The 23,487-nt window shown below is 70.7% G+C and carries 23 protein-coding genes; 16 read left to right on the plus strand and 7 right to left on the minus strand.

Going from position 1 to position 23,487, the window contains the following annotated elements; translation table 11 throughout:
* Window positions 1-269 precede the first annotated feature (269 nt).
* From AB0L45_RS15915 to AB0L45_RS15935, 5 genes are all read left to right on the plus strand, one after another.
* Window positions 270-1,709: an ATP-binding protein gene (locus AB0L45_RS15915; protein WP_365840118.1), complete on the plus strand. Its 1,440-nt coding sequence runs from the start codon at window positions 270-272 to the stop codon at window positions 1,707-1,709.
* Window positions 1,710-1,778: 69 nt separating this feature from the next.
* Window positions 1,779-2,165 carry a roadblock/LC7 domain-containing protein gene (locus tag AB0L45_RS15920; RefSeq protein WP_365840302.1) on the plus strand — a complete coding sequence of 129 codons (387 nt, stop codon included), beginning with the start codon at window positions 1,779-1,781 and terminating at the stop codon, window positions 2,163-2,165.
* A complete protein-coding gene (locus AB0L45_RS15925) occupies window positions 2,162-2,533 on the plus strand; it encodes a DUF742 domain-containing protein (RefSeq protein WP_365840120.1) in 372 nt (123 codons plus the stop codon). Before AB0L45_RS15920 ends, AB0L45_RS15925 begins: the two co-directional genes overlap by 4 nt.
* A complete protein-coding gene (locus AB0L45_RS15930; RefSeq protein ID WP_365840122.1) occupies window positions 2,514-3,137 on the plus strand; it encodes an ATP/GTP-binding protein in 624 nt (207 codons plus the stop codon). The genes AB0L45_RS15925 and AB0L45_RS15930 overlap by 20 nt, the downstream gene beginning before the upstream one ends.
* A complete protein-coding gene (locus AB0L45_RS15935; RefSeq protein ID WP_365840124.1) occupies window positions 3,134-4,663 on the plus strand; it encodes a cytochrome P450 in 1,530 nt (509 codons plus the stop codon). The genes AB0L45_RS15930 and AB0L45_RS15935 overlap by 4 nt, the downstream gene beginning before the upstream one ends.
* A gap of 23 nt (window positions 4,664-4,686) precedes the next feature.
* On the opposite strand, the gene AB0L45_RS15940 is transcribed toward AB0L45_RS15935, so the two are convergent.
* On the minus strand, window positions 4,687-5,925 hold the full coding sequence (locus AB0L45_RS15940) for a pyridoxal phosphate-dependent aminotransferase (RefSeq protein WP_365840126.1): 1,239 nt from the start codon (window positions 5,923-5,925) through the stop codon (window positions 4,687-4,689).
* Between the two features lie 5 nt (window positions 5,926-5,930).
* Window positions 5,931-7,037, minus strand: coding sequence for a tryptophan dimethylallyltransferase family protein (locus AB0L45_RS15945; RefSeq protein ID WP_365840128.1), 1,107 nt, complete (start codon window positions 7,035-7,037; stop codon window positions 5,931-5,933).
* A gap of 577 nt (window positions 7,038-7,614) precedes the next feature.
* Between AB0L45_RS15945 and AB0L45_RS15950 the strand changes: the two genes are divergently transcribed.
* The 3 genes from AB0L45_RS15950 to AB0L45_RS15960 are packed head-to-tail and all read left to right on the plus strand — an operon-like array spanning window position 7,615 to window position 10,238.
* On the plus strand, window positions 7,615-7,929 hold the full coding sequence (locus tag AB0L45_RS15950; protein ID WP_365840130.1) for a polyprenyl synthetase: 315 nt from the start codon (window positions 7,615-7,617) through the stop codon (window positions 7,927-7,929).
* Complete coding sequence (locus AB0L45_RS15955; protein ID WP_365840132.1) at window positions 7,922-8,998, plus strand: polyprenyl synthetase family protein; 1,077 nt, start codon at window positions 7,922-7,924, stop codon at window positions 8,996-8,998. The genes AB0L45_RS15950 and AB0L45_RS15955 overlap by 8 nt, the downstream gene beginning before the upstream one ends.
* Window positions 8,999-9,032: 34 nt before the next feature.
* Window positions 9,033-10,238, plus strand: a complete 1,206-nt coding sequence (locus tag AB0L45_RS15960) for an oxygenase MpaB family protein (protein WP_365840133.1) — start codon at window positions 9,033-9,035, stop codon at window positions 10,236-10,238.
* A gap of 60 nt (window positions 10,239-10,298) precedes the next feature.
* On the opposite strand, the gene AB0L45_RS15965 is transcribed toward AB0L45_RS15960, so the two are convergent.
* Window positions 10,299-11,375: a hypothetical protein gene (locus AB0L45_RS15965; protein ID WP_365840135.1), complete on the minus strand. Its 1,077-nt coding sequence runs from the start codon at window positions 11,373-11,375 to the stop codon at window positions 10,299-10,301.
* A gap of 276 nt (window positions 11,376-11,651) precedes the next feature.
* Window positions 11,652-11,774, minus strand: coding sequence for a hypothetical protein (locus AB0L45_RS15970; protein ID WP_365840137.1), 123 nt, complete (start codon window positions 11,772-11,774; stop codon window positions 11,652-11,654).
* Window positions 11,775-12,029: 255 nt separating this feature from the next.
* Between AB0L45_RS15970 and AB0L45_RS15975 the strand changes: the two genes are divergently transcribed.
* From AB0L45_RS15975 to AB0L45_RS16005, 7 genes are all read left to right on the plus strand, one after another.
* On the plus strand, window positions 12,030-12,983 hold the full coding sequence (locus AB0L45_RS15975) for a GNAT family N-acetyltransferase (RefSeq protein ID WP_365840139.1): 954 nt from the start codon (window positions 12,030-12,032) through the stop codon (window positions 12,981-12,983).
* A 100-nt stretch (window positions 12,984-13,083) separates the two neighbouring features.
* Window positions 13,084-13,404 (plus strand): hypothetical protein, encoded by a 321-nt coding sequence (locus AB0L45_RS15980; protein WP_365840141.1) that lies wholly within the window; start codon window positions 13,084-13,086, stop codon window positions 13,402-13,404.
* Between the two features lie 267 nt (window positions 13,405-13,671).
* Complete coding sequence (locus AB0L45_RS15985) at window positions 13,672-14,688, plus strand: DUF4073 domain-containing protein (protein ID WP_365840143.1); 1,017 nt, start codon at window positions 13,672-13,674, stop codon at window positions 14,686-14,688.
* 118 nt (window positions 14,689-14,806) lie between these two features.
* A complete protein-coding gene (locus AB0L45_RS15990; RefSeq protein WP_365840145.1) occupies window positions 14,807-15,517 on the plus strand; it encodes a DJ-1/PfpI family protein in 711 nt (236 codons plus the stop codon).
* Window positions 15,518-15,655: 138 nt separating this feature from the next.
* The gene (locus AB0L45_RS15995) at window positions 15,656-16,255 is read left to right on the plus strand and encodes a hypothetical protein (protein WP_365840147.1); all 600 of its coding nucleotides are present in this window, start codon (window positions 15,656-15,658) and stop codon (window positions 16,253-16,255) included.
* 90 nt (window positions 16,256-16,345) lie between these two features.
* The gene (locus tag AB0L45_RS16000; RefSeq protein WP_365840149.1) at window positions 16,346-16,819 is read left to right on the plus strand and encodes a MarR family transcriptional regulator; all 474 of its coding nucleotides are present in this window, start codon (window positions 16,346-16,348) and stop codon (window positions 16,817-16,819) included.
* 205 nt (window positions 16,820-17,024) lie between these two features.
* Window positions 17,025-18,728 carry an MFS transporter gene (locus tag AB0L45_RS16005; protein ID WP_365840304.1) on the plus strand — a complete coding sequence of 568 codons (1,704 nt, stop codon included), beginning with the start codon at window positions 17,025-17,027 and terminating at the stop codon, window positions 18,726-18,728.
* A 119-nt stretch (window positions 18,729-18,847) separates the two neighbouring features.
* Here AB0L45_RS16005 and AB0L45_RS16010 read toward each other — a convergent pair whose 3' ends face one another.
* A complete protein-coding gene (locus tag AB0L45_RS16010) occupies window positions 18,848-20,050 on the minus strand; it encodes an erythromycin esterase family protein (protein WP_365840151.1) in 1,203 nt (400 codons plus the stop codon).
* A gap of 69 nt (window positions 20,051-20,119) precedes the next feature.
* Here AB0L45_RS16010 and AB0L45_RS16015 point away from each other — a divergent pair, with 69 nt between their 5' ends.
* On the plus strand, window positions 20,120-20,878 hold the full coding sequence (locus AB0L45_RS16015) for a TioE family transcriptional regulator (RefSeq protein WP_365840153.1): 759 nt from the start codon (window positions 20,120-20,122) through the stop codon (window positions 20,876-20,878).
* A gap of 59 nt (window positions 20,879-20,937) precedes the next feature.
* On the opposite strand, the gene AB0L45_RS16020 is transcribed toward AB0L45_RS16015, so the two are convergent.
* Both AB0L45_RS16020 and AB0L45_RS16025 read right to left on the minus strand, forming a co-directional pair.
* On the minus strand, window positions 20,938-22,140 hold the full coding sequence (locus AB0L45_RS16020) for an FAD-dependent oxidoreductase (RefSeq protein WP_365840155.1): 1,203 nt from the start codon (window positions 22,138-22,140) through the stop codon (window positions 20,938-20,940).
* A gap of 231 nt (window positions 22,141-22,371) precedes the next feature.
* A complete protein-coding gene (locus AB0L45_RS16025; RefSeq protein WP_365840157.1) occupies window positions 22,372-23,295 on the minus strand; it encodes an LPXTG cell wall anchor domain-containing protein in 924 nt (307 codons plus the stop codon).
* Window positions 23,296-23,487 lie beyond the last annotated feature (192 nt).

Below are 23,487 nucleotides of genomic sequence, written 5' to 3' on the forward strand. Positions count from 1 at the left end.
ACGGCACGTCGCCGACGGCTGTCGGATGTCGCCGCCGCGCGAAGGGGCCGGGCGTCCTGGAACCCGGCTTCGCGCGTGGCACGTCAGCCTGGCGTGTACTGCGGCAATTGATCGGTGTGTGCGGACCAACGGCCGCCCCTCGCGCATTCGCTGCCTTTTGGCGTCCATGCATTTCCGTATGACGTCTTGTCCCTCCCCTTAGTGCTCTGAGGATGCCGATGGTTCGTGCTGATGCGTCACCCGGAAGGCCGGGGCCGGCCTCCACCGCGATGTGGGTGCCCCCCGTGCTCCTGGCCATATGCGTGGCCGTGGCGGTGCCGTTGCTGCCGTCGACGGCCCGCGCCCACGCCGTCTGGATCGGTGTCCTCGCGACCGCGGCGGTGACCGTCACGGCCGGGAATGCGGCGCGCCGGGGCCGCGCGATCGATGAGCTGCGCAGGCAGTACGCCGCGCGAGAGGCCGCGCTACAACGGCAGTTGGCCGAGCAGGAGACCGAGACGGTACGGATGGCCAAGGAGATCCTGCCCGCGGCCATGGCCCGGCTCCAGCAGGGCATGCCGGTCGAGGACGTACTGCGCAGCACCGGCCGTACGTCCCGTGTGAGCCCCCGGTTCGAAACCGCGCACCACGCGGTGCTGCGCTACGTCCTGCAGGCCGTGGAGGCCGAGGAGGACCTGCGTGACTCCGCCCAGCGGGCCTTCGTCAACATCGCCCGGCGGGTCCAGGCCATCGTGCACCAACAGGCCCTGGAACTCCGCGAGATGGAGGACCGGCACGGCCAGGACCCGCAGGTCTTCGGCGATCTGCTCCACCTCGACCACCGGACCGCGCTGATCGGCCGGCTGGCGGACAGCATCGCCGTCCTCGGCGGCGCCCGGCCGGGGCGCCAGTGGCAGAAGGACATCCCGCTGTTCAACGTGTTGCGCGGGGCGATGTCCCGGATCACCGATTACCAGCGCGTCGACCTGCACTCGGTCGCCGACGTCGGAATCCTCGGCCGCGCCGCCGAACCCCTGATCCACGCCATGGCCGAGCTCCTGGACAACGCCACCCGCTATTCACCGCCGCAGACCCGCGTCCACCTGACCGCGACCGAGGTCCAGTCCGGGGTGGCCGTCGAGATCGAGGACGCCGGACTCGGCCTGACCGACGAGGCCCGGGTCCGCGCCGAGCGGGCCCTGGCCCAGAACGCGGCCGGCGGACTGGACCTCGACGACCTGGGCGAGTCGCCGCGACTCGGCCTGGCGGTGGTCGGCCGGCTGTCCCACACGAACCACTTCAAGGTCTCCCTGCGCGTGTCCGCGTACGGCGGCGTGCGCGTCGTCCTGGTCGTACCGCCCGAGCTGGTCACCGTGACCCCGGTGCCCGGCGGCGCTCTGGCCAAGGCTCCCAGCCTGCCGCCGCCCCGCCGCCCCAGCGGCCCCAAGCACCGGGCCGAAGCGACCGCCGAGGAACCGGCTTCCGCCGACGCCCCGCGCACCGCCAACGGGCTCCCGCAGCGCAGGCGGCGCCGCGCCGTGGTTCCCTCCGCGCGGTCGCAGCAGGCGGCCCGCTCCGCCACCGACCCGCGCCCGTCGGCGCCGGCGAACCAGTCCCCGCCGGCCGGACTGTGGATGTCCGCCTTCCTCGACGGTGCCTCCGGAGCCTCCTCGGCCGGCTCGTCGGCGCCCCGTCCCGACGGCCCGGGCGATGCGGAGGCCGAGCAGTGACTGAGCCAGCAAGTAGCGAGCCAGCGAGTAAGGATGAGTGAGCAAGTGGCGACAAAGCAGCGGCTCAACATGGACTGGATGCTGGAGGAACTGTCGTCCAGCGTTCCGCAGACCCGTAACGTCGTGGTGCTGTCCTCGGACGGCCTGTGCATGGCGCAGTACGGCGCGGACAACGACACCGCCGACCGCCTCGCCGCCGCCTGCGCCGGTCTGCAGAGCCTGTCGGCGGCCATCGCCGGGGAGTTCCCGCAGGGCGACGGCCGGATGAAACTGGTCGTCGTCGAGGTCGACGGCGGCTTCTTCTACCTGATGGCGGCCGGCGCGGGAGCCTATCTCGCGGTGCTGGCCGACGACGACGTGGACGCCGGCCTCATGGGGCAGCGGATGCGCGACCTGGTCGCCCGGATCGGTCAGCACCTGACCACCCCGCCGCGGGCCGACCGGCAGGTCCCATGAGCGGTCCGGAGCAGGAAGAGCAGCGGTCCTGGGAAGAGGGCGGCCCCGAGCGGCTCTACGTCATCACGTCCGGCCGGAACCTGCCAGACCGGCGCTCGGCCCTGGACATGGTCACGCTGATCGTCAGCCGCGGCGAGGCCGGCCCCGGCACGCAGCCCGAACTCGCCGCCATCATCCGCATATGCGACTACCCGCTGTCCGTCGCCGAGATCTCCGCGTACCTCCACCTGCCGGTCTCCGTGATCACTCTGCTGCTCACCGACCTCTTGGCGAGCGGCCATGTCGAAGCCCGGGCATCGGTCCTGACCCAGTCGCTGCCCGACGTAGAACTTTTGGAGGCGGTGATGCATGGACTACAGAATCTCTGAACCCGTCGTCGGCCCGCGGAGCGAGGACATCCTGCCGGCCTCGGTCACCACAGCCGTCAAGGTGGTGATCGTCGGCGGCTTCGGGGTCGGGAAGACCACCCTGGTCGGCTCGGTCAGCGAGATCAAGCCGCTCACGACCGAGGAGATCATGACCCAGGCCGGGGCCGGGGTGGACGACATCGCCGGTGTCGAGCGCAAGAACGAGACCACCGTGGCGATGGACTTCGGCCGGATCACCCTCAGCGACGAGCTGGTGCTCTATGTCTTCGGCACCCCGGGTCAGCAGCGGTTCTGGTTCCTGTGGAACGGGCTCTTCGAAGGAGCGCTGGGCGCCGTGGTCCTGATCGACACCCGGCGGCTGGAGGACAGCTTCGACGTGATGGGCCGGCTCGAAGAGCGCGGCGTGCCCTTCATCGTCGCCATCAACGCCTTCCCGGACGCCCCCTCCTACCCGGCGTCCGAGCTGCGGGAGGCGCTGGACATCCCCGACGGGGTGCCGGTGATCGATTGCGACGCCCGCGAACGCGTCTCCAGCCGCGACGGCCTGCTGACCCTCATGCGCTACCTGCACGCCCTCACCACCACGACCCCGGAGCGACGGTGACCTCCTCCTTCCCCGAACAGCCCCGCACCGCGTGGGCATCCACCCCGCCTCCGGAGTGCCCGGCACACGCCCGGTTCGGCACCACGGACGGACTGGCACGGCTCTTCGGCCCCGAGGCGGCCGAGGACCCCATGGGCCTGTACGAGCGCCTGCGCGCCCGGCACGGGTCGGTCGCGCCCGTACTGCTGGACGGCGACCTCCCGGCCTGGCTCGTCCTCGGATACCGCGAGATCCTGGAGGTCGCCGGGACGCCCGCCCGGTTCAGCCGCGACTCCCGCATCTGGCGCTGGTTCCAGGAGGGGCGGGTGCCGCCGGACTCCCCGCTGCTGCCGATGATCGCCTGGCAACCGGTCTGCCTGTTCCTGGACGGTGAGGAGCGCGCCCGGCTGCGCCAGGCGGTCACCGACAGTCTGGAGCGCTTCAACCGCCGCGGCATCCGACGGCACATCACCCGCTTCACGCACCAGCTGATCGACGGCTTCGCCGAGCGGGGCGAAGCGGACCTGGCCGAGGAGTTCTGCGAACACCTGCCCATGCTCGTCCTGACGCAACTGCTGGGCATGCCCGACGAGTACGGGCCGCGGCTCGTCACCGCCAGCAGGGACATGGTGGCGGGCACCGGAACCTCGGTGGCCAGCAACGCGTTCATCGTGGAGACCCTCACGGATCTCGTACGACGCAAGCGCGGAAGCCGCGGCCATGACATCACCTCCTGGCTCATCGAACATTCCTCGGGGCTGACCGACGAGGAGGTCTGGAACCACCTGCGGGTCATCCTCATCGCCGCGAACGAGACCACGGTCAACCTCCTCAAGAGCACCCTGCGGATGGTGCTGACCGACCCCCGGTGCCACGCGTCGCTGGCCGGCGGGCAGATGACCTTGCCCGACGTGGTGGAACAGGTGCTGTGGAGCGAACCGCCCCTGATGACCATCCCGGGCCGCTGGGCCGCCGTGGACACGGAGGTCGGCGGCCAGAAGATCGAGGCGGGGGACATGCTGCTGCTCGGCCTGGCCGCCGGCAACCACGACCCGGCCGTCCGGCCGGACCCCTCGGTCCCCCTGCACGGCAACCGCTCGCACCTCGCCTTCAGCAGCGGCCCCCAGGAGTGCCCCGGCCAGAACATCGGCCGCGCCATCGCCGACACCGGCATCGACGCCCTGCTGGCGAGGCTGCCCGACGTACGGCTGAGCGTTCCCGAGGACCAGCTGGGCTGGACCTCGGGCTGGATGACACGGCACCTGACCAGTCTCCCGGTGACGTTCACCCCGCCACGGGCCCCGAGTTCCGCCGCGGCCGCAGGCCCGGCCCGTGCTCCGGTCCCCGGCCCGGCTCACGCCGCCGCTCACGCCCCTGCTCACGCCCCGGCGAAGACCGTGCGCCCGCTGCGGAACGCCACGGACACCGGGTCGAGGACCGCTGCCGAGCCCGTCGTTCCGTTCCCGACGGTGGTGCCGCCGCCGGTCCCCGCCCGAAGGAGGCGTACGTCCTGGTGGGGCTCGTTGAAAGCCTGGCTACGAGGCTGATGCCCGGGTAGGGCACGGGCGCCCTACCGTTGCGCCCCGGTGGCCTGGAATGCGGCCGGGCCACCGGCGACGAGTTCTTCCACGGCCTGCGCGATGCGATCCAGCGCCTCTGCCATGACCGCCCGGGAAGTGGCGTAACTGATCCGGATGTTGCCCTCGGCGGCCGGTCCGAACCACTCCGGCGTACCGGCCACCACCGCCACCCGCGCCCGGGACAGCAAGTACGCGCCCATGGCCCGGCTGCTGAGCCCGGTGGAGGACACATCGGGGAACAGGACGTACGTGCCGTCCGGGCGGCCGCACGACATTCCCGGGATCGCGTTCAACCGGTCCACGCAGTAGTCCCGTATCTCCTGCAAATGCTCCAGGAAGGCGTCCCGCCAGGGCCAGCCGTGCCGCAGGGCGGCCAGGGCGCCGGCCTGGGTGAACGGGGTCATGCTGTACGTGGCGCCGAGACGCTGGAAGGTGAGCCGTAGAGCGGCCGCTTCCCGCACGGTCGGTGCGATCACGAATCCCATCCGCAGCCCGGGTAGCGCGAAGGTCTTGGAAAGGCCGGTCACCGTGTAGACGCGCCGACCGTATTCCGTGTCCAGGCTCGCCATGCTGAGGTGTTTTCCGGGCGGGTACACGATCTCGTTCCACACCTCGTCGGAAAGGACCGGGATACGGTGCCTGCCCGCGATCTCCGCCACCGCGCGGAGCGTCGTCTCACCGAAGACCGTGCCCAGCGGATTGTGGGGATTGCACATGCAGATCAGCGCGGTGCGCGAAGTGATGAGAGAGGCGAGCCGGTCCGGGTCCAGCCGCCCGGTGCTCTTGTCCACCGGACAGTAGACCTTTCGGGCCCCCGCGGCATCGATGGCCTGGCCGAACAACAGGTCGACCGGGTCCAGCAATACGCACTCGTCACCCTCTCCGCACAGGAGACGCACCACGCCCCAGATCGCGGCCGCGGTACCCGGCGCCGGCACCACCCGACCGGGATGAGCTGCGATCCCGTAACGGGCTTCGGCCACGTCGGAGAATGCCTCCCGGAGCGCACCGCATTCCGCGGGTGCCGCGTAGGGGAAGTATCCGTCGGCGACAGCCGCGAGCACGGCGTCCGTGACCACCGGAGGCCCGGGGAAATCGGGCTCGGCCGCCGTCAACGGGATGACGCCGGGCGGGTGAGCGCCCCACCGGAGCGGCGAGCGCTGCCGCAGCAGGTCGGGCCGGACCTGCGCGTCGTCGAACAGCGGCCGGAGCGCGTCGTGCGGCGACATGGCGTTCATCCTCGCTGGTAGCGGGCGGGCGGATACCGGTCGTAGAGCTCCGGGGACCAGTACGTGGTCAAGCGGGGCCGGCCGCGCTGCACCCGAGCCGATGCGTACGTGTGGATGCCGCGGCCGGCGGAGAGCGGCCGGCGGGCCATCTGCTCCAGCAGCGACTGATAGGCGCCGACGGGAAGGCCCATACCGGCCATGACCGAGCTGATGCGGTCCCGTACGGTCCGGTCGCTCGCCGTGTGCAGCCACAGCGGGACGTACAGCGTCGCGGACACCGGAAGGTGCCCGCCGGCGGCCGTGAACGTCAGATTGCTGACGAGCGGCTGGGCGCGTACCGCGCTGTCGCTGCCGGTCAGCCGGCGGCAGAATTCCCCCAGGAATCCGGCCTCGTGCTGCAGCGATATCTCCATGCGGGTGTCGAGTTCCGCGGGAGAGACGTCGTAGTGGCGGAAGTACACCTTCACGCGTGACTCGGGGCCGTCGAGCAGGTCGAGACCGAAATAGACGATCCTGTCGAGGTCGAAACCCCGGCCGGCGTATTCCCTGACCGCTTTCCACGCCTTTCCGAATCCCAGGCGGTGCAGTGCCTCGCGCGTCCGCGCGATGCCGGTCATGTCCTCGTTGGCGTGCGGATTGAGGTAGACCTTGAACTCGGGGCCGCCGGCCGGCGAGAGGGCGGCGGCGTGCATCATGGCGAAACCGGTCGGGTCCTCGTCCGGCAGGAACAGGTCCGTCACCGCCGCCAGCCGTTCGTCGGCAGCACCGAAGGCCTGGGTCAGCCCACGGGTGAGGTCGAGCGCCGCTTTCTGTGCGGACGAGGTGTTCAGCCGGTCCGGAAGGGCCTCGACCAGCACCCGGACCTGTAACCCCTCCTGCGAGAAGGCGGCTGAGAACTCGATCGGTGAACCGTCGGCGCACACATCGGAGTGCCAACCGGGACGCGTCCCGATCTTCCGTGCCCCCCACGGGGACAGCATCCTGCGCAGTACCCGCGTCCCCTGTTCGACATCCGCGCCCGCACTGCCGAGAAGACGGGCGGCGGTGGAGACCGCGTACTCCGTGAACGTCGCACTCGCAGAAACCCGTGGAACCGACCGCAGAGACGACATGGAATTCCTCCCCTACCTCTTGACGGGTCTCGCCGTACCGCACGCTTGCTCCGCAGGCCGATCGGCCAGTACCAATAGGGTGAGAAGCTCCTGACTACCGTGTCATCGGGGATCAGCGGTGCGATCGGCCTTCCCCGTACTCCCGCAGTGGTTTCCGCCCCGGCCCGGCCACCCGGATACCGCCCAATGCCTCTGTGGACTGCGGCCGTTTCCCCGGACCCGGGGTACTTTCACAATTAACTATGCTTCCTCCGGCCGCCACCGGCGCACAAGGGGCGTGCGCGGCGTTCGTCAGATGATGGCGTGCGCTCCCGATGGACGGATGCGCACGCCGGCGCTCAGGAACCCGAGTGGCCGGGGCATCCGAGGGCCGGCAAGACGCGGGGCTCGACCCGTGACACGCACCCTCTATAGGCGGCCCGACCGGCGATGGCCGCACATCGGGCTGATCGTCACTCTTTCGTAGGAAACGATGACCTCGCACGAGGGACGGAGCGCCCCAACACCGGCCCCGCCCGGCTCCGATCGGTTCACTGAGAGCTCCCCCGCAGGAATTCACCCGCACAGGAGCCCGGACATGTCAGAACAGGGACAACCAAGCGACACCGCACCCACCGCGACCACCGGATGGCACCCCGCGGCCGGTCTGGAACAGGTCCTCCTGCTCGCCGCCGGCGCCGCCGACCTCGTGCTCGACCAGGTACGCCAGGCCGCCGACCGGGGGCAAGGGCTGCTGCGCCGCTCCGACCTGCGGGACCTGCTCGCCGACGGAGTCAACGAGCTGCGCGCCCGCGGTGAGCTGGCCTCCCGGCGCGTCACCCCGGAGACCGAGAACTACCTTGAGCTGATGGCCCGCCGGGCCGTGCGGCGGGCCGGAGCGTCGCATGGATGACGCCGGGCAGCTCAAGCGGAGAATCGACACCTGCCTGCGCCGGCTGGTCGACGAAGAAGAAGCCGAACTGCTCCGCGTATCCGGCGAACTGGCGCCGCTGTGCGCGCAGTTGCGGATATCGCTGACCCGCGGCAAGCGGTTGCGCGCCGCCTTCCTGTACTGGGGCTGGCGAGCGGCCGGCCAGCCCGACTGCGAGAGCGTGGTCAAGGCCGCGGCCGCCATGGAACTGGTGCACGCGGCCGCCTGCACCCACGACGACATCATCGATGACAGCCGCCTGCGGCACGGCGTACCGACGGCCCATGCCGCGTTCGCGGAGGGCCGCGCCGGCGGCGCCTGTGACACCGCGGCCGGAGCGCCCCACGGGGAGCGCCAGGAACGGTCCGCCGCGCTGGCCATGCTGCTCGGCGACCTGCTGATGGGGTACGCGGGCCAGGTCTTCGCCACCTGCGGTCTGCCCGGGGCGTACGTGGCGCGGACGGCGTCGCTGTGGTCGTCGCTGCTGCGCGAGACCGTCGCGGGCGAATTCCTGGAGGTCCTGCGGACCGGAGGCGTCGTGCCCAAGGTCGCCGAATCACTGGAGGTGGCCCGGTACAAAACGGCCAAGTACACGGTGGAGAGGCCGCTGCACATGGGAGCGACGCTCGGCGGTGCCTCCCCGAGGGGCCTCGATGCCTTCACCGGGTACGGGATGCCGCTGGGCGAGGCGTTCCAGCTCCGCGACGACCTGCTGGGCGTCTTCGGCGACCCGGCCGAGACCGGCAAGTCGAACCTCGACGACCTGCGGGACAAGAAGCCCACCGCACTGCTCGCCGTGACCGCCTCGCTGCTGCCCGCCGGTCCGGCACGCCAACTGCACGAGGTGTTGGGCAAACCCGCGCTGGACGAGAGCGACGCGGCGCTCGTACGGGAGCTGATGGAGGACAGCGGTGCCCGGCAGCGCATCGAGGACATGATCCAGGAGCGGATCGCGCAGGCCCGCGCGGCCCTGGACTCCGTAGCCCTGCCGTCGGAGGCCCGCTCGGCGCTCAGGGCGCTGGCCGGCTCGGCAACCGACCGTTCCCTGTGACAGCACGGAAGCACAGCACGGAATCGAGGAACACATGACCACCGAGACCACTGAGCGCACCGAGCCCGCCGCGCGGTACACCGACCCGGTGCTGGACGAGCTGCGCACCCAAGGCGACCCGCTCGCCGACGCCACCGTCGCGGCGATGTTCGAACGCGGCGAGGTACGCGACTTCAACACCCTCATGCGCTTCTTCACCACCGCGGGCAACAAGCTGCCGCAGGGCCTGCCGTCCTCCGCTGCCTCCTACCTGGAGGCGACCGGCATGCCGCCCAAGTGGGTCGACTGGGACATCATGGAGCGCGCGCGGCTGTTCTTCATGGACAACGCCGCCCACATCAACACGGGCCTGTCCTTCGCGGCCATGCCGGCCACCTACGCCGTACCACGCGTGGCGAAACTGCTCGCCTCGACGCACTCCATGGACTACCCCTCGCGCCGGATGGCGAACACCGGCCAGTTCGTCACCTACCTGATGCAGACCAACGCCTTCGAAGAAGGCAGCAAGTTCATCCCGGCCGCCCAGAAGGTCCGCCTGCTGCACGCCGCGGTACGCCGCCACCTGACGAAGTCGGGACGCTGGGACACGGAACGCGACGGCGTACCGCTGTGCCAGGAGGACATGATCGGCGGCCAGATCTGCTTCTCGATCTTGGTGCTGGACGCGATGCACCGCCTCGGCATCCACATGAGCGAGGAAGGAGCGGAGGCGTACTACTACGCCTGGCGGGTCGTCGGCTCCATGCTGGGCTGCGACATGGAGGCGGCCCCGAAGGACCTCACCGGGGCCCGCGCGTACGCCGACAGCTACCTCACCCGCAACCTGGGGCCGTCCGAGGACGGGGTACGCCTGAACAACCAGCTCATGCGGATGTACGAGGACGTCGTCCCCGGCACCCTCTTCGACCCGATCGTCCCGGCCACCATCCGGTTCCTGGTCGGCCCGACCATCGCCGACTGGCTCCAGGTCCCCCGCAGCCCCTGGGACACGGCAGCCAAGGCCGTACCGGTCGTCCTCGGCCTGCTGGAGACCATCGAGGACAGCAGCCCGTTGGGGGAGTGGGCCCTGGACAAGGCGGGCAATCTGCTGACCACCTTCGAACTCGGCTCCCTGACCCGGGGCCGGGTCATGCAGTACGCCATCCCGGAAGAACTGAAGTCCGGCTACGGCATCCGCTCCCAGCAACGCCGCAACCAGCGCTGGGTACCACCGGCCCCGACGACGACAGAAATGGACTGACAGCACAGCCAAGTGGTGCCCACGGCGGTCAGCGGCCGGAGCGGTCAACTGTCCGGCCGGTCAGGAGAAGCGACGGACGAAGACGTCGGACTTGCCGTTGGTGTCGTCGGGCACGATGCCGTCGGCCGTCGACTGGAAGACCACGTCGCGCCCACCGGCGCTGACCGCGTCGGTGCCGGCCGAGGCGGGCTGGTTCGAGACGGTCTCGTCGGTGCCTTTCCGCAGGTCGCGCAGTGTCAGCGACGGGCCGTTCGTGTCGTGCGGGGCGTACAGCAGATAGCGGCCGGTGGGGTCGATGGCCACGCCCCGTACGTTCGGCACCAGTTGGGCGGTGCCTGAGCGCACGTCGTGGACGAAGGTGTCGGATCCCGAGAGGTAGACGGCCTTGTTGCCGTCGTCGCTGAGCTGGACGAGCGCCGCTCCCTTGGCCGGGCCCTCGATCGGGCCGGAGGTGGTGCCGCTGTTCCGGTCCCACACGAAGACGTCCTCCGCCTTGCCGTCCTGATAGGCGACGTAACGGCCGTCTCCGCTGATGGACGGCCGGGACGGTTGGGTGTGGTCGAGAGCGGCGACGGTCGTGTCGGCGCCGGTGGTCCCGTCCTGCACCTCGATGCGCTGGCCGAACGAGGGCTGCCGGGAGGAGAGGAGGACATGGGCGACGTAGCGGCCGTCCACGTTCAGCGACGGCTGGTTGCAGCTGTAGGCCGAGCAGTTGAGGGAGGCCGTGTTTCCCGTGCTCACCTGGTACTGGCGAATTCGTACGTCGTTGAACCACTGCACCGGATAGGCGACGTACGCCCCGTCACCGCTGATCACCGGGGCTTGGAGCGGGCGCAGCTGCCCCATCCGCCTGGTCTGCCTGGTCCGCTGGTCGCGGACGTACACCTGGTCGCCTTCCGTCGCGTCGTCGGGCGTGAGGTTCTTCGCCGACGACGAGAAGGCGATGCTGCGGCCGTCGGGCGTGATCGAGGCGCCGGCGGAGTTGTCGTCGGCCTGCGTGCCGTCGGCCGCGACACTGATCCTCTCGACACCGGCTCCGCCGTCGCCCGCGCCCGCTACCACGGCCGAGGGCGCGGCCGAGGCGGTGCCGGGTAACACCACTGTGACCGCGACCGCCGCGCTCAGAGCGGTGCGCACGCGTCTGGTAGTGCTCCGGTTCGCCTGTCTTCTCATTTTCCCCCAGCTCGGGCACGGTCTCTCCTCCGGTTCCCCGCTGGAGGATCACCAGCATGCAACCGTGTCGGCCCTGTGCGGTCAATGCGTCATATGACGTATCGTGAGGCGCCATTCTGGTCATGTGAGCACAGTCCGCTTCGTGACGATGCGCAGAGCCCTACTGTGCAGACCGGCCGATCTCCTCCACGAAGGCTGATGGCGAAACGTTCGCCTTGGGAAACCTGGTGAGCAGAACGGTCACCCCACCCAGAGGCCCGATACTGTCAGCGCGCCGAGACCCAGCCCCAGGCCGGTGCTCATGACCACGATGTCGAGGACCATGTGCGCCCAGGACGATCCGTCCTCAGTGTGCCCACCCATAGAGCGATGCCGGTTCCGATCAGCAGCAGGCAGACGGCCATCAGCGGCTGCTAAGCCGCCGGCGACATCAGACGTCCGGCGATCTGCGAGCTGATGATCACGATGAAGCCCACGGGTCGGGACGCCAGAACTCTGACGCTGGTGTCGAGGGCAAGCCGAGGAGTACGCCGGGCTCTGCTCCCGGGTGGGAACGGCCGCCGGCGGGGAGCCGTTATTCCCTGGCGGCCAGCCCCTCGTCCGCCCGAGAATCGGCGCATGACTCCGCCCCTCACTCCGCCGCCCGGCCTGACCGTGCGGCCGGCGACGCTCGACGACGCGGCGGCGGTGTGTGCGCTGCTCAACGAGATCGACCTGCTGGAGGTCGGCCGTGCCGACACCGACCTGAGCGAGGTGCAGGCGGACCTCAAGCATCCCGAAGCTGACCTCGAACACGACTCCTGGCTGATGTACGAAGCCGGGCGGCTGATCGCGTACGGGCTGCTGTGGGACGAGTCCGGCGGCGAACGCATCGACATGGACCACTACGTACTGCCCGGCAGACTGCCAGGCGCCCTGCACCTGTACGACCTGATGGAGGCGCGGGCCGTGGCACGGGCAGCCGCCAACGGGGTGACGCGCGCGGTGATCCACCTGCACCTGAACACCGCGCCCACCATGGATCTCGACGCGCTCCGCCGGCGGGGCTGGCGTACGGTGCGCCGCTACAACGTACTCAGCCGGGCCCTGTCCACCGCCACCGACCGGCTGCCGTCCCCGCCGCCCGGCGTGACCTTGCGCCCCTGCCGTACCGAGGCCGACCGCCGACGCGCCCACGCGCTGCTCCAGGAGACGTTCGCCGGTCACTTCGACTTCCAGCCCCGGACGTACGAACAATGGCTGGACGACATCGACGCCGAGCGCGCGGACTGGTCACTGATATGGCTCGCGCGGCTGGCCGGCCTCGGCGACGCCGCCGTGCTGCGCACCCACGACGCCCGCGCCTCGATGGCTTGGATCGCGCACCTGGGCGTCCGGGAAGAGGCCCGCGGCCGCGGCCTCGGCAGCCACCTCCTGCGCCATGCCTTCGGCCACTACGCGGCACGGGGCCGCGACCGCATCGGCCTCGGCGTCGACACCGACAACAGCAGCGGCGCGCTCGCCCTTTACGAACGGCACGGCATGAGCCTCGACTTCGCGGTCGACACCTGGGAGCTGATGCGCCCCGTGTGAGCGCGGCTCGGGGAGGACGTGCGCCGGGAACCGAGATCATGCGCGCGGCGTCGCCGTCAGCATGAAGAGACGTGTGGACCCGGCAGGAGCTGGTTGCCTGGTGGCCTTCGTGGGGGCCTGTGTGGGGTTCGGGGGGTGGCTGTACGGCGCCCGCGGCGGCCTCGGGGGAGGGTTCGAGGGCGAGCGGGAGTGGAGCCTGCTGTACGTCGAACTGCCGGTGATGCTGCTCGGCGTTCCCGCGCTCACACTGGCCGGGTGGGCGTGCGCCCGGGGCGGTTGCCGGGGTGGTGGGGGTGAGCGGGCTGGGCGCTGGGTGAGGAAGGTGGTTCCGGCGGTGGTTGCGGTGGTCGGGCTTGTCGTGCTGGGGCTGGCTTGCGTGGTGTGGTGGGCAGTGCGTGATGCGGGCAGGACGCCGATCTGACCGGGGAGAGCAGGGGCAGGTCTGGGGCAGGGGTGTGAGCGAGCTGCGGCGTGACCGCTGGGGCTTGCCTCCCGAGCATGAGGCTCATTGCTGCACGGGCCCGCGCACGTTCACTCCCCGCACATGTCCCCGCCCGCTGCCTGTAGACCGGAGTGCACCCGGTGCCGTGATCTTCACCAATGGTAGAGGTCATCTCCGTACGGATCCCCGTACGCCCCGTATGGCGCCCCCTGCGCGCCCCGTACTCCCACGCCCACGGAGCCGCACATGGACCGCAGGTCCCTTCTCGCCGCCGGCGGAGGCGCGCTGGCTGTTGCCGCCGGTGTTTCGCAGGCCCACGCCGCACCGGCCGGTGCCCTCGGCCGGTGGCACGACCGGGACACCGTACGGTTCAACGTCATCAGCGACATCCAAGGAGACCTGCGCGACTTCGGCCGGGCTCTGGACGACATGGCGGCCGTCAATCCGCACAGCGCCGGCCTGGCCGTCGCGGGCGACATCACACCGCGCGGCTACGACGCCGAGTACGCGCAGGTCAGCGCCGAACTGGCCGGTCATTCACACCCGCGCGAGGTGGCCTGGGCGATCGGCAACCACGAGTTCTACGTACCGAAATGGCGCGACCCCGACACGCTGTCCCAGGACACCTGGCCCAACGGCACCACCGAAGACTCCCTCTTCCGCAGCTTCTACCGCTTCGCCCGGCGCGGCACGGTGCACGCGGAGACCTCCTTCGGCGGCATCCCGATCCTGACCCTCGGCACCGAGCGGTACGCGCACTACCACGACCCCGAGCTCTGGGACCAGGTCTGGATCAGCGACGCCCAGTTCACGTGGCTGGAGGACCGCCTGTGGCACTGGTCGCGCCGCCGCCGGCCGGTCATGGTGATCACCCACCACCCGTTGCCCGACACGGTCTCCGGCACCCGCAACACGCTCTACGCGAGCGACTACCTCCAGGCCGACCGCCTCCTCGGTCTGCTCGGCCGTCACCCGGACGTCTTCCTCTTCAGTGGCCACACCCACTGGGACCTGGAGCTCTCCGACTGGGTGGTGCGCCGTGTCGTGCCCGGCACCGCGAACCTGAGCGGGTTCACGGTGGTCAACACCGGTGCCGTCCAGACCGGTTACCGGGACGACGGCAAGGGCGGCGAAGTCTCCGTCGGCGGAACGTTCAATCAGGGCCTCCAGGTGGAGGTGCGCCGTGACGCGGTCGTCATCAAGGCCCGTGACTTCGCCCGACGGGTGTGGCTGAAGGAGATCACGGTCCCGCTGGCGCGCTGAGGTCCCGTCAGGGCGGGCCGAAACCGAACTGTCTCCGGGGCTTCCGTCCCTCACTTCACACCGGGCTTACAGCCGAGCTGTTAGCTTGCCTGTAAGTTCCCGTCGAGGAGGGTCAGTCATGACATCCGAACGCCGCGACCTCGAAATCGCCATCCTGGTGTGCCCCGGCTACATGCCGGTCGACATCATCGGCTTCCACACCGCCTTCGGCTTCCAGCCGGGCGTGAATCTGCACCTCGTCTGGAAGAACCGGGACGAGATCATCGGCATGCCGCACTTCCCCACCCGCGCGACGACCACCTTCGAGGACTGCCCGGCCGACCTCGACGTCCTGTACGCCGGTGCCGTGCCGGCGGAGGTCTTCGAGGACGAGGAGGTGCTCGCCTTCCTCGCCGACCGGGGCAGCCGGGCGGGCTGGGTGGCCGGGGTGTGCGCGGGGTCGCTGCTGCTGGGCGCGGCGGGGCTGCTGCTCGGCCACCGCGCGACGACCAACTTCCAGCTGCACGGACAGCTCGCGCACTACGGCGCCGTACCGACGCGCGGCAACGTCGTGGAGGACCGCAACCGGATCACCGCCGGCCCGGCGACCGGGAGCTTCGAGATCGGGCTGCGGCTCCTCCAGGCCTTCTTCGGCGACGAGGTCGCGCGGAACGCGGAACTGATGATGGAGTACGCGCCCCGGCCCCTGTTCGGCGTCGGAACCCCGGAACTCGCCGGCCCCGAACGCACCGAACAGCTCCTCGCCACGACCGCCGACATGAGCGCTGTCTACGCGAAGGTCGCGGAGCGGGCGGCCCAGCGGCTCGGCGTCCGCGTCGACCCGGCCTGACGCTCCGCGCCGGGGAACGCGGTCCGCGCGCGGGCCGGCCCGTTTCGCTGCATCCGGAGTGCCCGGTGCGGCAGGGTCGTACCACCGCCTCCGCCGTACGGCCGGGCGGGCCGGGATGGGCGAGTGAAGGAGCGCGCGGTGGAAGAGAGCTGGACGGATGACGAGTACGGGGCGTCGCACGAGGGGACGGTGAAGGTCCTCCTGGACGACGGCAGCACCGCCGAGCCCGTGTACTTCGACGTGGGTTCCGGGGGCTACGTACCGAGCAGCAGCCACTGGAGCATCTACGACGGCCGGAGTCCGAACACCCCGCGCGCGTCCGCGTTCCGTGCCACGTGCGCGTGCGGGTGGGTGGGTGCCCGCCATGCCCTCGACTGGGGCAAGGTCGGCGACCAGCCGCTGCACACGGCCGCCGCCGCGGACGCGGACCGGTGCCTGACGGACTGGGACCGGCACATCGTCGAGGTGGGCGAGACGACCGTCCCGGTGCCCGAGGGGATCGCCGGGCTGCTGGACAAGCTGGAGGCGGAGATCGAGCGGTACGCCGAGGAGTCCCCGGTGGGAGCCGTCAAACTGGCTCGCCGTATGGAGATCTCCGCGGCCAATGTGGGCTACTGGGCGGCGCGCAAGGCCCGTGGCGCACTGTCCACGGAGGACGTGGCCGCGGGCCTCGGCCTGAGCGCCGGCCAGGCGGCGAGCCTGCTGGCCCGCTTCGGCCGGTGGAGTCCGTACTCCTGATCGTGCGGGCGTGCTCAAGGGGGTGGGGCAGGGAGCAATCCCGCCCTACCCCTTTTGACATAGGTATGACCTCATACCTAAAGTGACCGTATGCCCGCCCCCCGTGCGTCCGACCAGGACACCCGCCGCATCGCCTCCGAGCTTGCGGCTGTCCTGCCCGCACTGAACCGGGCTCTCGACCGGCGGATCATCCAGGACCTCCCGTTCCCGAGGCTTCCCGACAGTCAGCTCGCGCTGCTGCGGTACGTCGCCGAACACGACGGCGTCACCGTGCGCGCGGCAGCCGACGCGCTGCTCGTCAAGCCCAACAACGTGAGCGCCCTGGTCACCCAGCTGGCCGCCCAAGGGCTGCTGGAGCGCAGGCAGGACGCGGCCGACAAGCGGGTCGCGCACCTGCATCTGACGGCCAAGGCCCGGCGCCAGGTCGCCGAGGTCGGCGCTCTGGTGGACGGCTACCTCGTCGAGGCGCTCCACACCCTCACCGACGGGGACCTGGACGCCATCGGGTCCGCCCTGGGCGCACTCCAGGGAGTGGCGCAGCGGATTCACGCCGCCACGGACTGACACCCGTCGCGGACTGACACCCGTCGCGGACTGAGACCTGCCGCCGACTGTCACCCGCCGCGGGCGGTATTTCGTCGGTGGGCGGCAGCAGCGCCGCCACCTTTCCGGTTCCGCGCCCCGCCGTACTCCATCGGCACGCGCATTTCCCCTCTCAGACAAGAAGCAAGGCACCTCCATGTCCTCCTCCGTCATGGGCCACTCACCCATGCCCACCCACACCCCGCCCGCGCCGGAACCGGCCCCGGGCCGGCGTGGCCACCCCTGGCTGACGCTCATCGCGGTCGCCTTCGGCCTGTTCATGGTCGGCCTGGACGGCTCGGTCGTCTCCATCGCGAACCCGGAGATCGGCCGGGACCTGAACGCCTCCACCGCCGATCTGCAGTGGGTCACCAACGCCTATCTGCTGGCCCTGGCCGCCACTTTGATCCTCGGCGGAAAGCTCGGTGACCGGTTCGGCCGGCGCACCTACTACCTGATCGGCGTGGCCGGCTTCGCCCTGGCCTCCGTCGCCATCGGCCTGGCCGGCTCGATCGAGGGCGTCATCGCCTTCCGTGCGGTGCAGGGCTTCTTCGGCGCCCTGCTCATGCCCAACACCCTGGGCCTGCTGCGTGCGGCCTTCCCGCCGAGGAAGTTCGGTATGGCCGTGGGCATCTGGGCGATGGTGTCGTCCGTGTCCACGGCGCTCGGCCCGATCGTCGGCGGCCTGCTCGTCGAGCACGTCAACTGGGAGTCGGTGTTCTACATCAACGCCCCCATCGGCGTCGTGGCCCTGGTGTTCAGCGCACTCGTCCTGCCGCAGAGCAAGAGCACGGCAGGCCGGCACCGCTTCGACATCCCGGGCGTGATCCTTCTGGCGCTCGGCCTGCTGCTGGTCGTCTTCGGCGTCGTCAAGGGCGAGTCGTGGGGGTGGAGCGCCGGTTCGACGCTCGGCGTGCTCGCGGCGGGCGTCGTCGTCCTGCTGATCTTCGGCTGGTACGAGACGCGCCTTGGACGCCCCGCGCCGAGCTCCCTGGCCGGAGCATCCGGAGCATCCGGAGCATCCGGCTCGACCGGCTCGGTCGACTCCTCCGACTCGACCGACTCGACCGACTCGACCGGCACGCCCGGGGCGACCGGGGCGACCGTGGGACACCCCCTCCTGCCGATGCGGCTCTTCCGCAGTCCCGCCCTGACCATCGGTACGGTCATCACCGCCGTCAACTTCTTCGTCCTGCTCGGCGTGATCTTCTTCGTCATGCTCTACCTGCAGAACGTACGGGGCTTCACGCCCGTCGAAGCCGGCGTACGCACCCTGCCGCTGAGCCTGGCCTCCGTCGTCGCCTCCCCTCTGGGGGCGAAGCTCACCGAGCGGTTCGGTGCCCGGCTGTCCATGCCGCTGGGCATGGTGCTCCAAGCGGGCGCCTCCTTCGGCGTCCTGGGCTGGGGAGTGCACTCCTCGTACGCCGCGATGTGGCCGCCGTTCATCGCGCTCGGCCTCGGTGTGGGCATGGTGATGGCCGCCTCCTCCGACGCGATCGTCGGCAACGCGCCCGTCAGTGACGCCGGCGTGGCCGGAGGCTTGCAGGCCACCGCGCTGCAGGTCGGCGGCGCGCTCGGCACTTCCGTCCTGATGTCCCTGATCAGCAGCAGGGTCGGCACCACCCTGACGAACGAGCTGACTTCGGCGGGGGTTCCCGCGCCCGTGGCCGGTCACCTGCACGAGGCCAAGGACGCGGTCGCGATGGGCGTGTCGCCCGTCGGCAACGACATGCCGCAGCAGCTGAAGGCCGCCGTCGTCGAGGGCAGTGGTCAGGCCTTCATCAACGGCGTACACACCGCGGCCCTCGTCACCGGCGTGCTGTGCGTGATCGGCGCGGTGCTCGCAGCGGCCGGCGTCCGCCGCAACCCGGAGGCTCCCGCGGAGCACTGAGAACGGGGGACCGGAAGCTGAGCCGGGGTCCGACGCCCGGGGCCGGGAGCCGACACCCGGAGGTCGGGAGCCGGCCCGGTGGGGGCGTGCGCCTGCGATGCGCGCCCCCACCGGCCCGTCTAGCTGCCCGGAAGGTCCCTGACGAACGCGATCCCGTCGTATCCGGCCAGATGCGCCGGGTCGAGTGGGGCGTAACCGAAGTAGGGGGAGATCCGCAGGGCGGGCCGGGCGTCACCGAGGTCGGCGGTCAGCCGGCGGGGGTCGACGATGCAGCGGTCCTCCGGAAGCGCGTACAGGAGGCCTTCGAGGGTGTCCGCCGGCGGGTCGGCCACGCCGTGGTGCCGTAGCGTGCCGACGGCCGTGGCCAGGAAGGCGTACTCCTCGCCCAGGCGGGCGCTCACGATCGAGCCGGCGCTCCACCATTCCAGCGGCAGCTCACCCATCCGCAGCGAGCTCTTGTCCCGTTGCAGATGACCGTTGTGTGCGTGGATCAGGGCCGGGCCCCGTTCGGCGAGGGCGAGGAGGTTGTCGGCCATCATCTGGTCCCGTATGCCCAGCAGCTGCGTCAACCGGCCAGGTGAGGTGTCGGCCATCCAGAAGTGGTAGCGCAGCAGCCCGGTGGCGGTACGTCCGTACAGGCACGCCCGGTCCCAGTCCTCCCGCGAGGTCTCCGCGATGAGGTGGGGCGTGTGCGCGTGCAGCAGCGCCAGCAGGTCGTCGGCGTGCAGGCGCAGTTCCCTGGCCTCGGCCGACCGGCCCATGGACCGGGACGGGTCCAGCATCGCGGCCGGTTCCGTCCACCGGTCGTCGCTACCGAGCAGCCGGTCGAGTGTTTCCGCGGTGCAGGGCAGCAGGTCCGGATCCACCTGGGCGGCGAGGTAGCCGTGGAGAGCGGTGAGGGCCTGCCGGGGGGCTGCCGCGCCGGTGACCTCCAGCGGACCGTCGAAGCCGGCGAAGCGGACCTGCTCGGCCGCGGGCCGGCCGTCGTTGAAGTCGCGCATCCAGCGTACGAGCGCACGGTTGGCCGCCGATGCGCCGAACCCGTGGCTGAAGCCGCGCTCCATGACCTCGTCGAGCGTGCCGGCGCCGGAAGTGACGTGGGCGTCCACGACCAGCCCCGCCATGCAGTCGCTCTCGATCGCGATCGTGCGGTAGCCCTCCTGCTCGACGAGCTGCCGGAAGAGATCGTTGCGCAGTTCGAGCAGCGTGTCCTCCCCATGGGTGGGCTCGCCCAGAGCGAGCAGGCGGGGGCGGGCCGGGAGCAGCTCCATGACGGCGGCGGCTTCGACGGCGTGCATGGTGTTCGTGCTGTCGATTTCCATACCTTCGACGGTATCGTTGAACCTTCGGTTGAAACTTTTTGAGACTGTTCGGCGATACAGGGGGGTGTTGTGGGGCGCAACCTTCAAAACGGGGAGCGGCTCAGGCCGGTCGACCTGGCGCGCGGGCACGGTCTGTCCACTCAGGCCGTCAGGAATTACGAGGAGGCCGGCATCCTCCCGGCCGCCGACCGCACGCCCCACGGATACCGCACGTACACCCCGCTGCACGCGCAGGCCCTCCGCGCATTCCTCGCCCTGATGCCTGGCCACGGCCACCAGGTGGCGGCCTCGATCCTGCGGGCGGTGAACCAGGGCGAGACCGAGGAAGCGTTCCGCCTCATCGACGAGAGCCACGCCCAGCTCCGCGAAGACCGGGGCACCCTCCAGGCCGTCGAAAGCGCCATCCGTGATCTGGCCCTCGCCCCGGCACCCGAGGCTGACGCGGGGCCCGTACCCGGTACGGCCGCGGAAACCGGCTCCCTGTTCATCGGTCCGCTGGCGGCGAAGCTGGGCATCCGGCCCGCGACGCTACGGAAATGGGAGCGCGCCGGACTGGTACGTCCGCGCCGCGACCAGCTGACCGGATACCGCGTGTACGACGCGGCCGACGTACGCGACGCCCGCCTGGTGCACCAGCTCCGGCGCGGCGGCTACCTGCTGGAACAGATCGCCCCGGTGATCACCCGGATTCGGTCGGCCGGCGGCCTGGAGCCGCTGGAGGCCGCCCTGCGCGACTGGCACGGGCGCCTGGCCGCCCGGGGACGCGCCATGCTGACCGGCGCGGCCGAACTGGAGACGTATCTCCGCGCAGGGGAAGGGAACCGCTGACCCGGCGTCCGCCGGCTCAGGGACCATTGGGGTGAGCGTATTTCGCGCCGACCGGCCGTTCAGTTCCCGGTGGATTCCGGTGTACCGGCGCCGTCGGTACCGCCGGAGACGGTGCGCAGGTCGATGTCCCATTCCAACTGGGACATCAGGGTGTCTTCGCCGGGGCGCTGCGGCGCCGGTGCCGAACCGGTGCGCGACGGGGTGTGGGTACCGCGGGAGATCTGTCCGCTGACAGTGATGTTGTGTTCCACGCGCGGCCGGCGGAATTCCTCGTAGAGGGAGAGCGCGCTTTCCGTGTCGGGCGCGTCCCGCAGGGACTTGGCGAGGATGACGGCGTCCTCCAGGGCCATGGATGCGCCTTGGCCCGTCGCCGGCGAGGCCGCGTGTGCGGCGTCGCCGATGATCAGTGTCCGTCCGGAGCGCCAGGGGGTGCCGGGCGGCAATTCGGTGGCGTTCGTGGCCATGATGCCGTCCGTGGCGGCCGCGACGATGCCGGCGGCGGGCGTGGCGTCCGCGCGCAGCATCTCGACGAGTTGGTCACGCCGGTGAGAAGTCTCGGGGTTCGCGAGTTCTGTACCGGAAAGGGCTTCAGCGGCGACACGGGCGAACCAATATGCCTCCCTGTCCGGTGAAACCGCGTAACCGAAGGATGCCTTGCTGCCTCGTACCATCGTGATGTGGCCGGTGCCGTCCGCCACTTGGGCGCTGCGGGTGTAACCGTAGAAGACGCGCTGTCCCGCGTAGACGGGTTCCGCGCCGGGGGCGATGGAGCGGCGAACGGCCGAATTCAGGCCGTCCGCGCCGATGAGCAGCTCGCCGGTGGCGACGCTGCCGTCCGCGAAGCGCGCGGTCACCTGATCCGGGCCGTTCTCGAAGGACACCAGTCGCGTTCCGTGCGTAATCCTGATGCCCCGGCGGACGGCCTCGCCCTGCAGCGCAGCGTTCAATTCGCCGCGGCGCAGACACCGGTACCGCAGGAGTACGTCGTCGGCCTCTCCCATCGGCGCGTGCGCCACTTCGCCGCCCTGGGCGTCGAGCAGGCACAGGGAACGCAGCGGAAAGCCGATGGCGGTGACCGCGTCCGAAGCGCCGAGCTGAGCCAGGGCGCGCATACCGTTGCTGGCCAACGTCAGGAACGCCCCGATGTCCTCGGCCGTGTCGGGGTGCGCCTCGTGCACGCTGACGTCGAATCCCGCTTTGTGCAGGCCCAGCGCGGTCGCTGTGCCGGCGATCCCGCCACCGATGATCAGTATGCGTTCCACGTTCCACTCCGCTCCGCTGCGCGGGTCCTTTCCCGCGCGCCCCTTCGACACACTCGCGCTCCGCCACCTTACGAGGCGGGGGAGTGGTTGTTCCGTACAGCCCTCCGGCACTGCGGCAGACGGAGGGCTGTACGTTCACACGGCGGCGAACCGGCGGCGAACCGGCGGCGAACCGGCGGCGAACCGGCGGCGAACCGGCGGCGAACCGGCGGCGAATCCGCGCCGAACCCGTCAGTTGGTACGGCGCCGACGCGTGACCAGCACGGCCGCGCCGCCCGCGACAACGGCAGCTCCGCCGATCAGCGCCACGGTGGGCAGGGCGTCGGAGGAGCCGGTCTGCGCGAGGTTGCCGCTCGCCTGGGACGTGGTCCGGGCCGACGTCTGTACGACGTTCGACGCGGTGCCGGCGTGCGAGGCGGACGGCGTGGCCGACGTCTTCGGGGAGCCGGTGGGCCGGGTGGCGGTCGGCGCGGGCACCGGCTTCGCGGGCGTGGGCTTCGTGCCCCCGCCCGCAGCCGGCCCCGGCTTCGTCGTGCCCGGAGTGGGCTTGCCCGCCGGGTCCACGATCTTGATCATGTTCTGCCCGGTGGGGCCGGCCGTGCAAGGCACCACGCTGCCGTCGGGGAAGCGGTACTGCTCCACGAAAGAAGTGTAGACGCTGACATCGCCCCAGGTCATGTGCTTGGGCAGGTCCGCGGTGGCGCGCAGGCGCAGCTGGTAGGTCACCGACTTGCCGGCCTTCAGGACGCCGTTGGTCACGAAGCCGCCCGGCGAGCTGGTGTCCACCGGGGTCCACTTACCGGTCTGGCCGGTCCGGTACTCGAACCGTATGAACTTGCCGAGAACCGGATTCTCGTCTTCCACCTGCCGCCACGCCTGGACGTCGACGCTGAGCGTCGAGACGTCCTTGGCGCTGATGTTGGTCACCGTCGCCCGGAACGTCCGCCAGCCCCCGCCCCGCACGACCGGGCCGTCGGCGTCGGTCTGCACGAGACTGAGGGTCTCCTGCTCGTAAGCGCCGTTCGAGACGTCGTTGCAGCTGTACAGCTTCTCCCCGGTGCTCTCGGTGGCGTACGCGGCGGGGGCCGCGAGCAGGACCGCCGGTACGACAGCGGCCACGGTGGCGGCCGCGGCCACAGTTCGGCGAAGCTTCATCAGAGTCCTCTTCCGTAGAGGCGCGTGATCGCGCCGAGTTACGTTCATGAGACGTCTGAGCTGCACGAAGGGTTGTGTTCCTCAGGCAACTGTTCGGGCGGGTGAGCCGGCCCGGGGGGGCGGCCCGACGCCCCCGGCGGCCTGGTGGTCCGAGCCTGCGTGGGCGGGCCTCCACCAGCCCGGCACCCGTTC

The sequence above is a fragment of the Streptomyces sp. NPDC052496 genome (assembly GCF_040679095.1).
Taxonomy (GTDB): domain Bacteria; phylum Actinomycetota; class Actinomycetes; order Streptomycetales; family Streptomycetaceae; genus Streptomyces.

Excerpts from the sequence above, each read along its gene's own strand:
- AB0L45_RS15915 (WP_365840118.1), top strand. The coding sequence starts at position 270 with ATGTGGGTGCCCCCCGTGCTCCTGGCCATATGCGTGGCCGTGGCGGTG.
- AB0L45_RS15920 (WP_365840302.1), top strand. The coding sequence starts at position 1,779 with ATGGACTGGATGCTGGAGGAACTGTCGTCCAGCGTTCCGCAGACCCGT.
- AB0L45_RS15925 (WP_365840120.1), top strand. The coding sequence starts at position 2,162 with ATGAGCGGTCCGGAGCAGGAAGAGCAGCGGTCCTGGGAAGAGGGCGGC.
- AB0L45_RS15930 (WP_365840122.1), top strand. The coding sequence starts at position 2,514 with ATGGACTACAGAATCTCTGAACCCGTCGTCGGCCCGCGGAGCGAGGAC.
- AB0L45_RS15940 (WP_365840126.1), bottom strand. The coding sequence starts at position 5,925 with ATGTCGCCGCACGACGCGCTCCGGCCGCTGTTCGACGACGCGCAGGTC.
- AB0L45_RS15945 (WP_365840128.1), bottom strand. The coding sequence starts at position 7,037 with ATGTCGTCTCTGCGGTCGGTTCCACGGGTTTCTGCGAGTGCGACGTTC.
- AB0L45_RS15950 (WP_365840130.1), top strand. The coding sequence starts at position 7,615 with ATGTCAGAACAGGGACAACCAAGCGACACCGCACCCACCGCGACCACC.
- AB0L45_RS15955 (WP_365840132.1), top strand. The coding sequence starts at position 7,922 with ATGGATGACGCCGGGCAGCTCAAGCGGAGAATCGACACCTGCCTGCGC.
- AB0L45_RS15960 (WP_365840133.1), top strand. The coding sequence starts at position 9,033 with ATGACCACCGAGACCACTGAGCGCACCGAGCCCGCCGCGCGGTACACC.
- AB0L45_RS15970 (WP_365840137.1), bottom strand. The coding sequence starts at position 11,774 with ATGGGTGGGCACACTGAGGACGGATCGTCCTGGGCGCACATGGTCCTC.
- AB0L45_RS15975 (WP_365840139.1), top strand. The coding sequence starts at position 12,030 with ATGACTCCGCCCCTCACTCCGCCGCCCGGCCTGACCGTGCGGCCGGCG.
- AB0L45_RS15985 (WP_365840143.1), top strand. The coding sequence starts at position 13,672 with ATGGACCGCAGGTCCCTTCTCGCCGCCGGCGGAGGCGCGCTGGCTGTT.
- AB0L45_RS15990 (WP_365840145.1), top strand. The coding sequence starts at position 14,807 with ATGACATCCGAACGCCGCGACCTCGAAATCGCCATCCTGGTGTGCCCC.
- AB0L45_RS16000 (WP_365840149.1), top strand. The coding sequence starts at position 16,346 with ATGCCCGCCCCCCGTGCGTCCGACCAGGACACCCGCCGCATCGCCTCC.
- AB0L45_RS16005 (WP_365840304.1), top strand. The coding sequence starts at position 17,025 with ATGCCCACCCACACCCCGCCCGCGCCGGAACCGGCCCCGGGCCGGCGT.
- AB0L45_RS16010 (WP_365840151.1), bottom strand. The coding sequence starts at position 20,050 with ATGGAAATCGACAGCACGAACACCATGCACGCCGTCGAAGCCGCCGCC.
- AB0L45_RS16025 (WP_365840157.1), bottom strand. The coding sequence starts at position 23,295 with ATGAAGCTTCGCCGAACTGTGGCCGCGGCCGCCACCGTGGCCGCTGTC.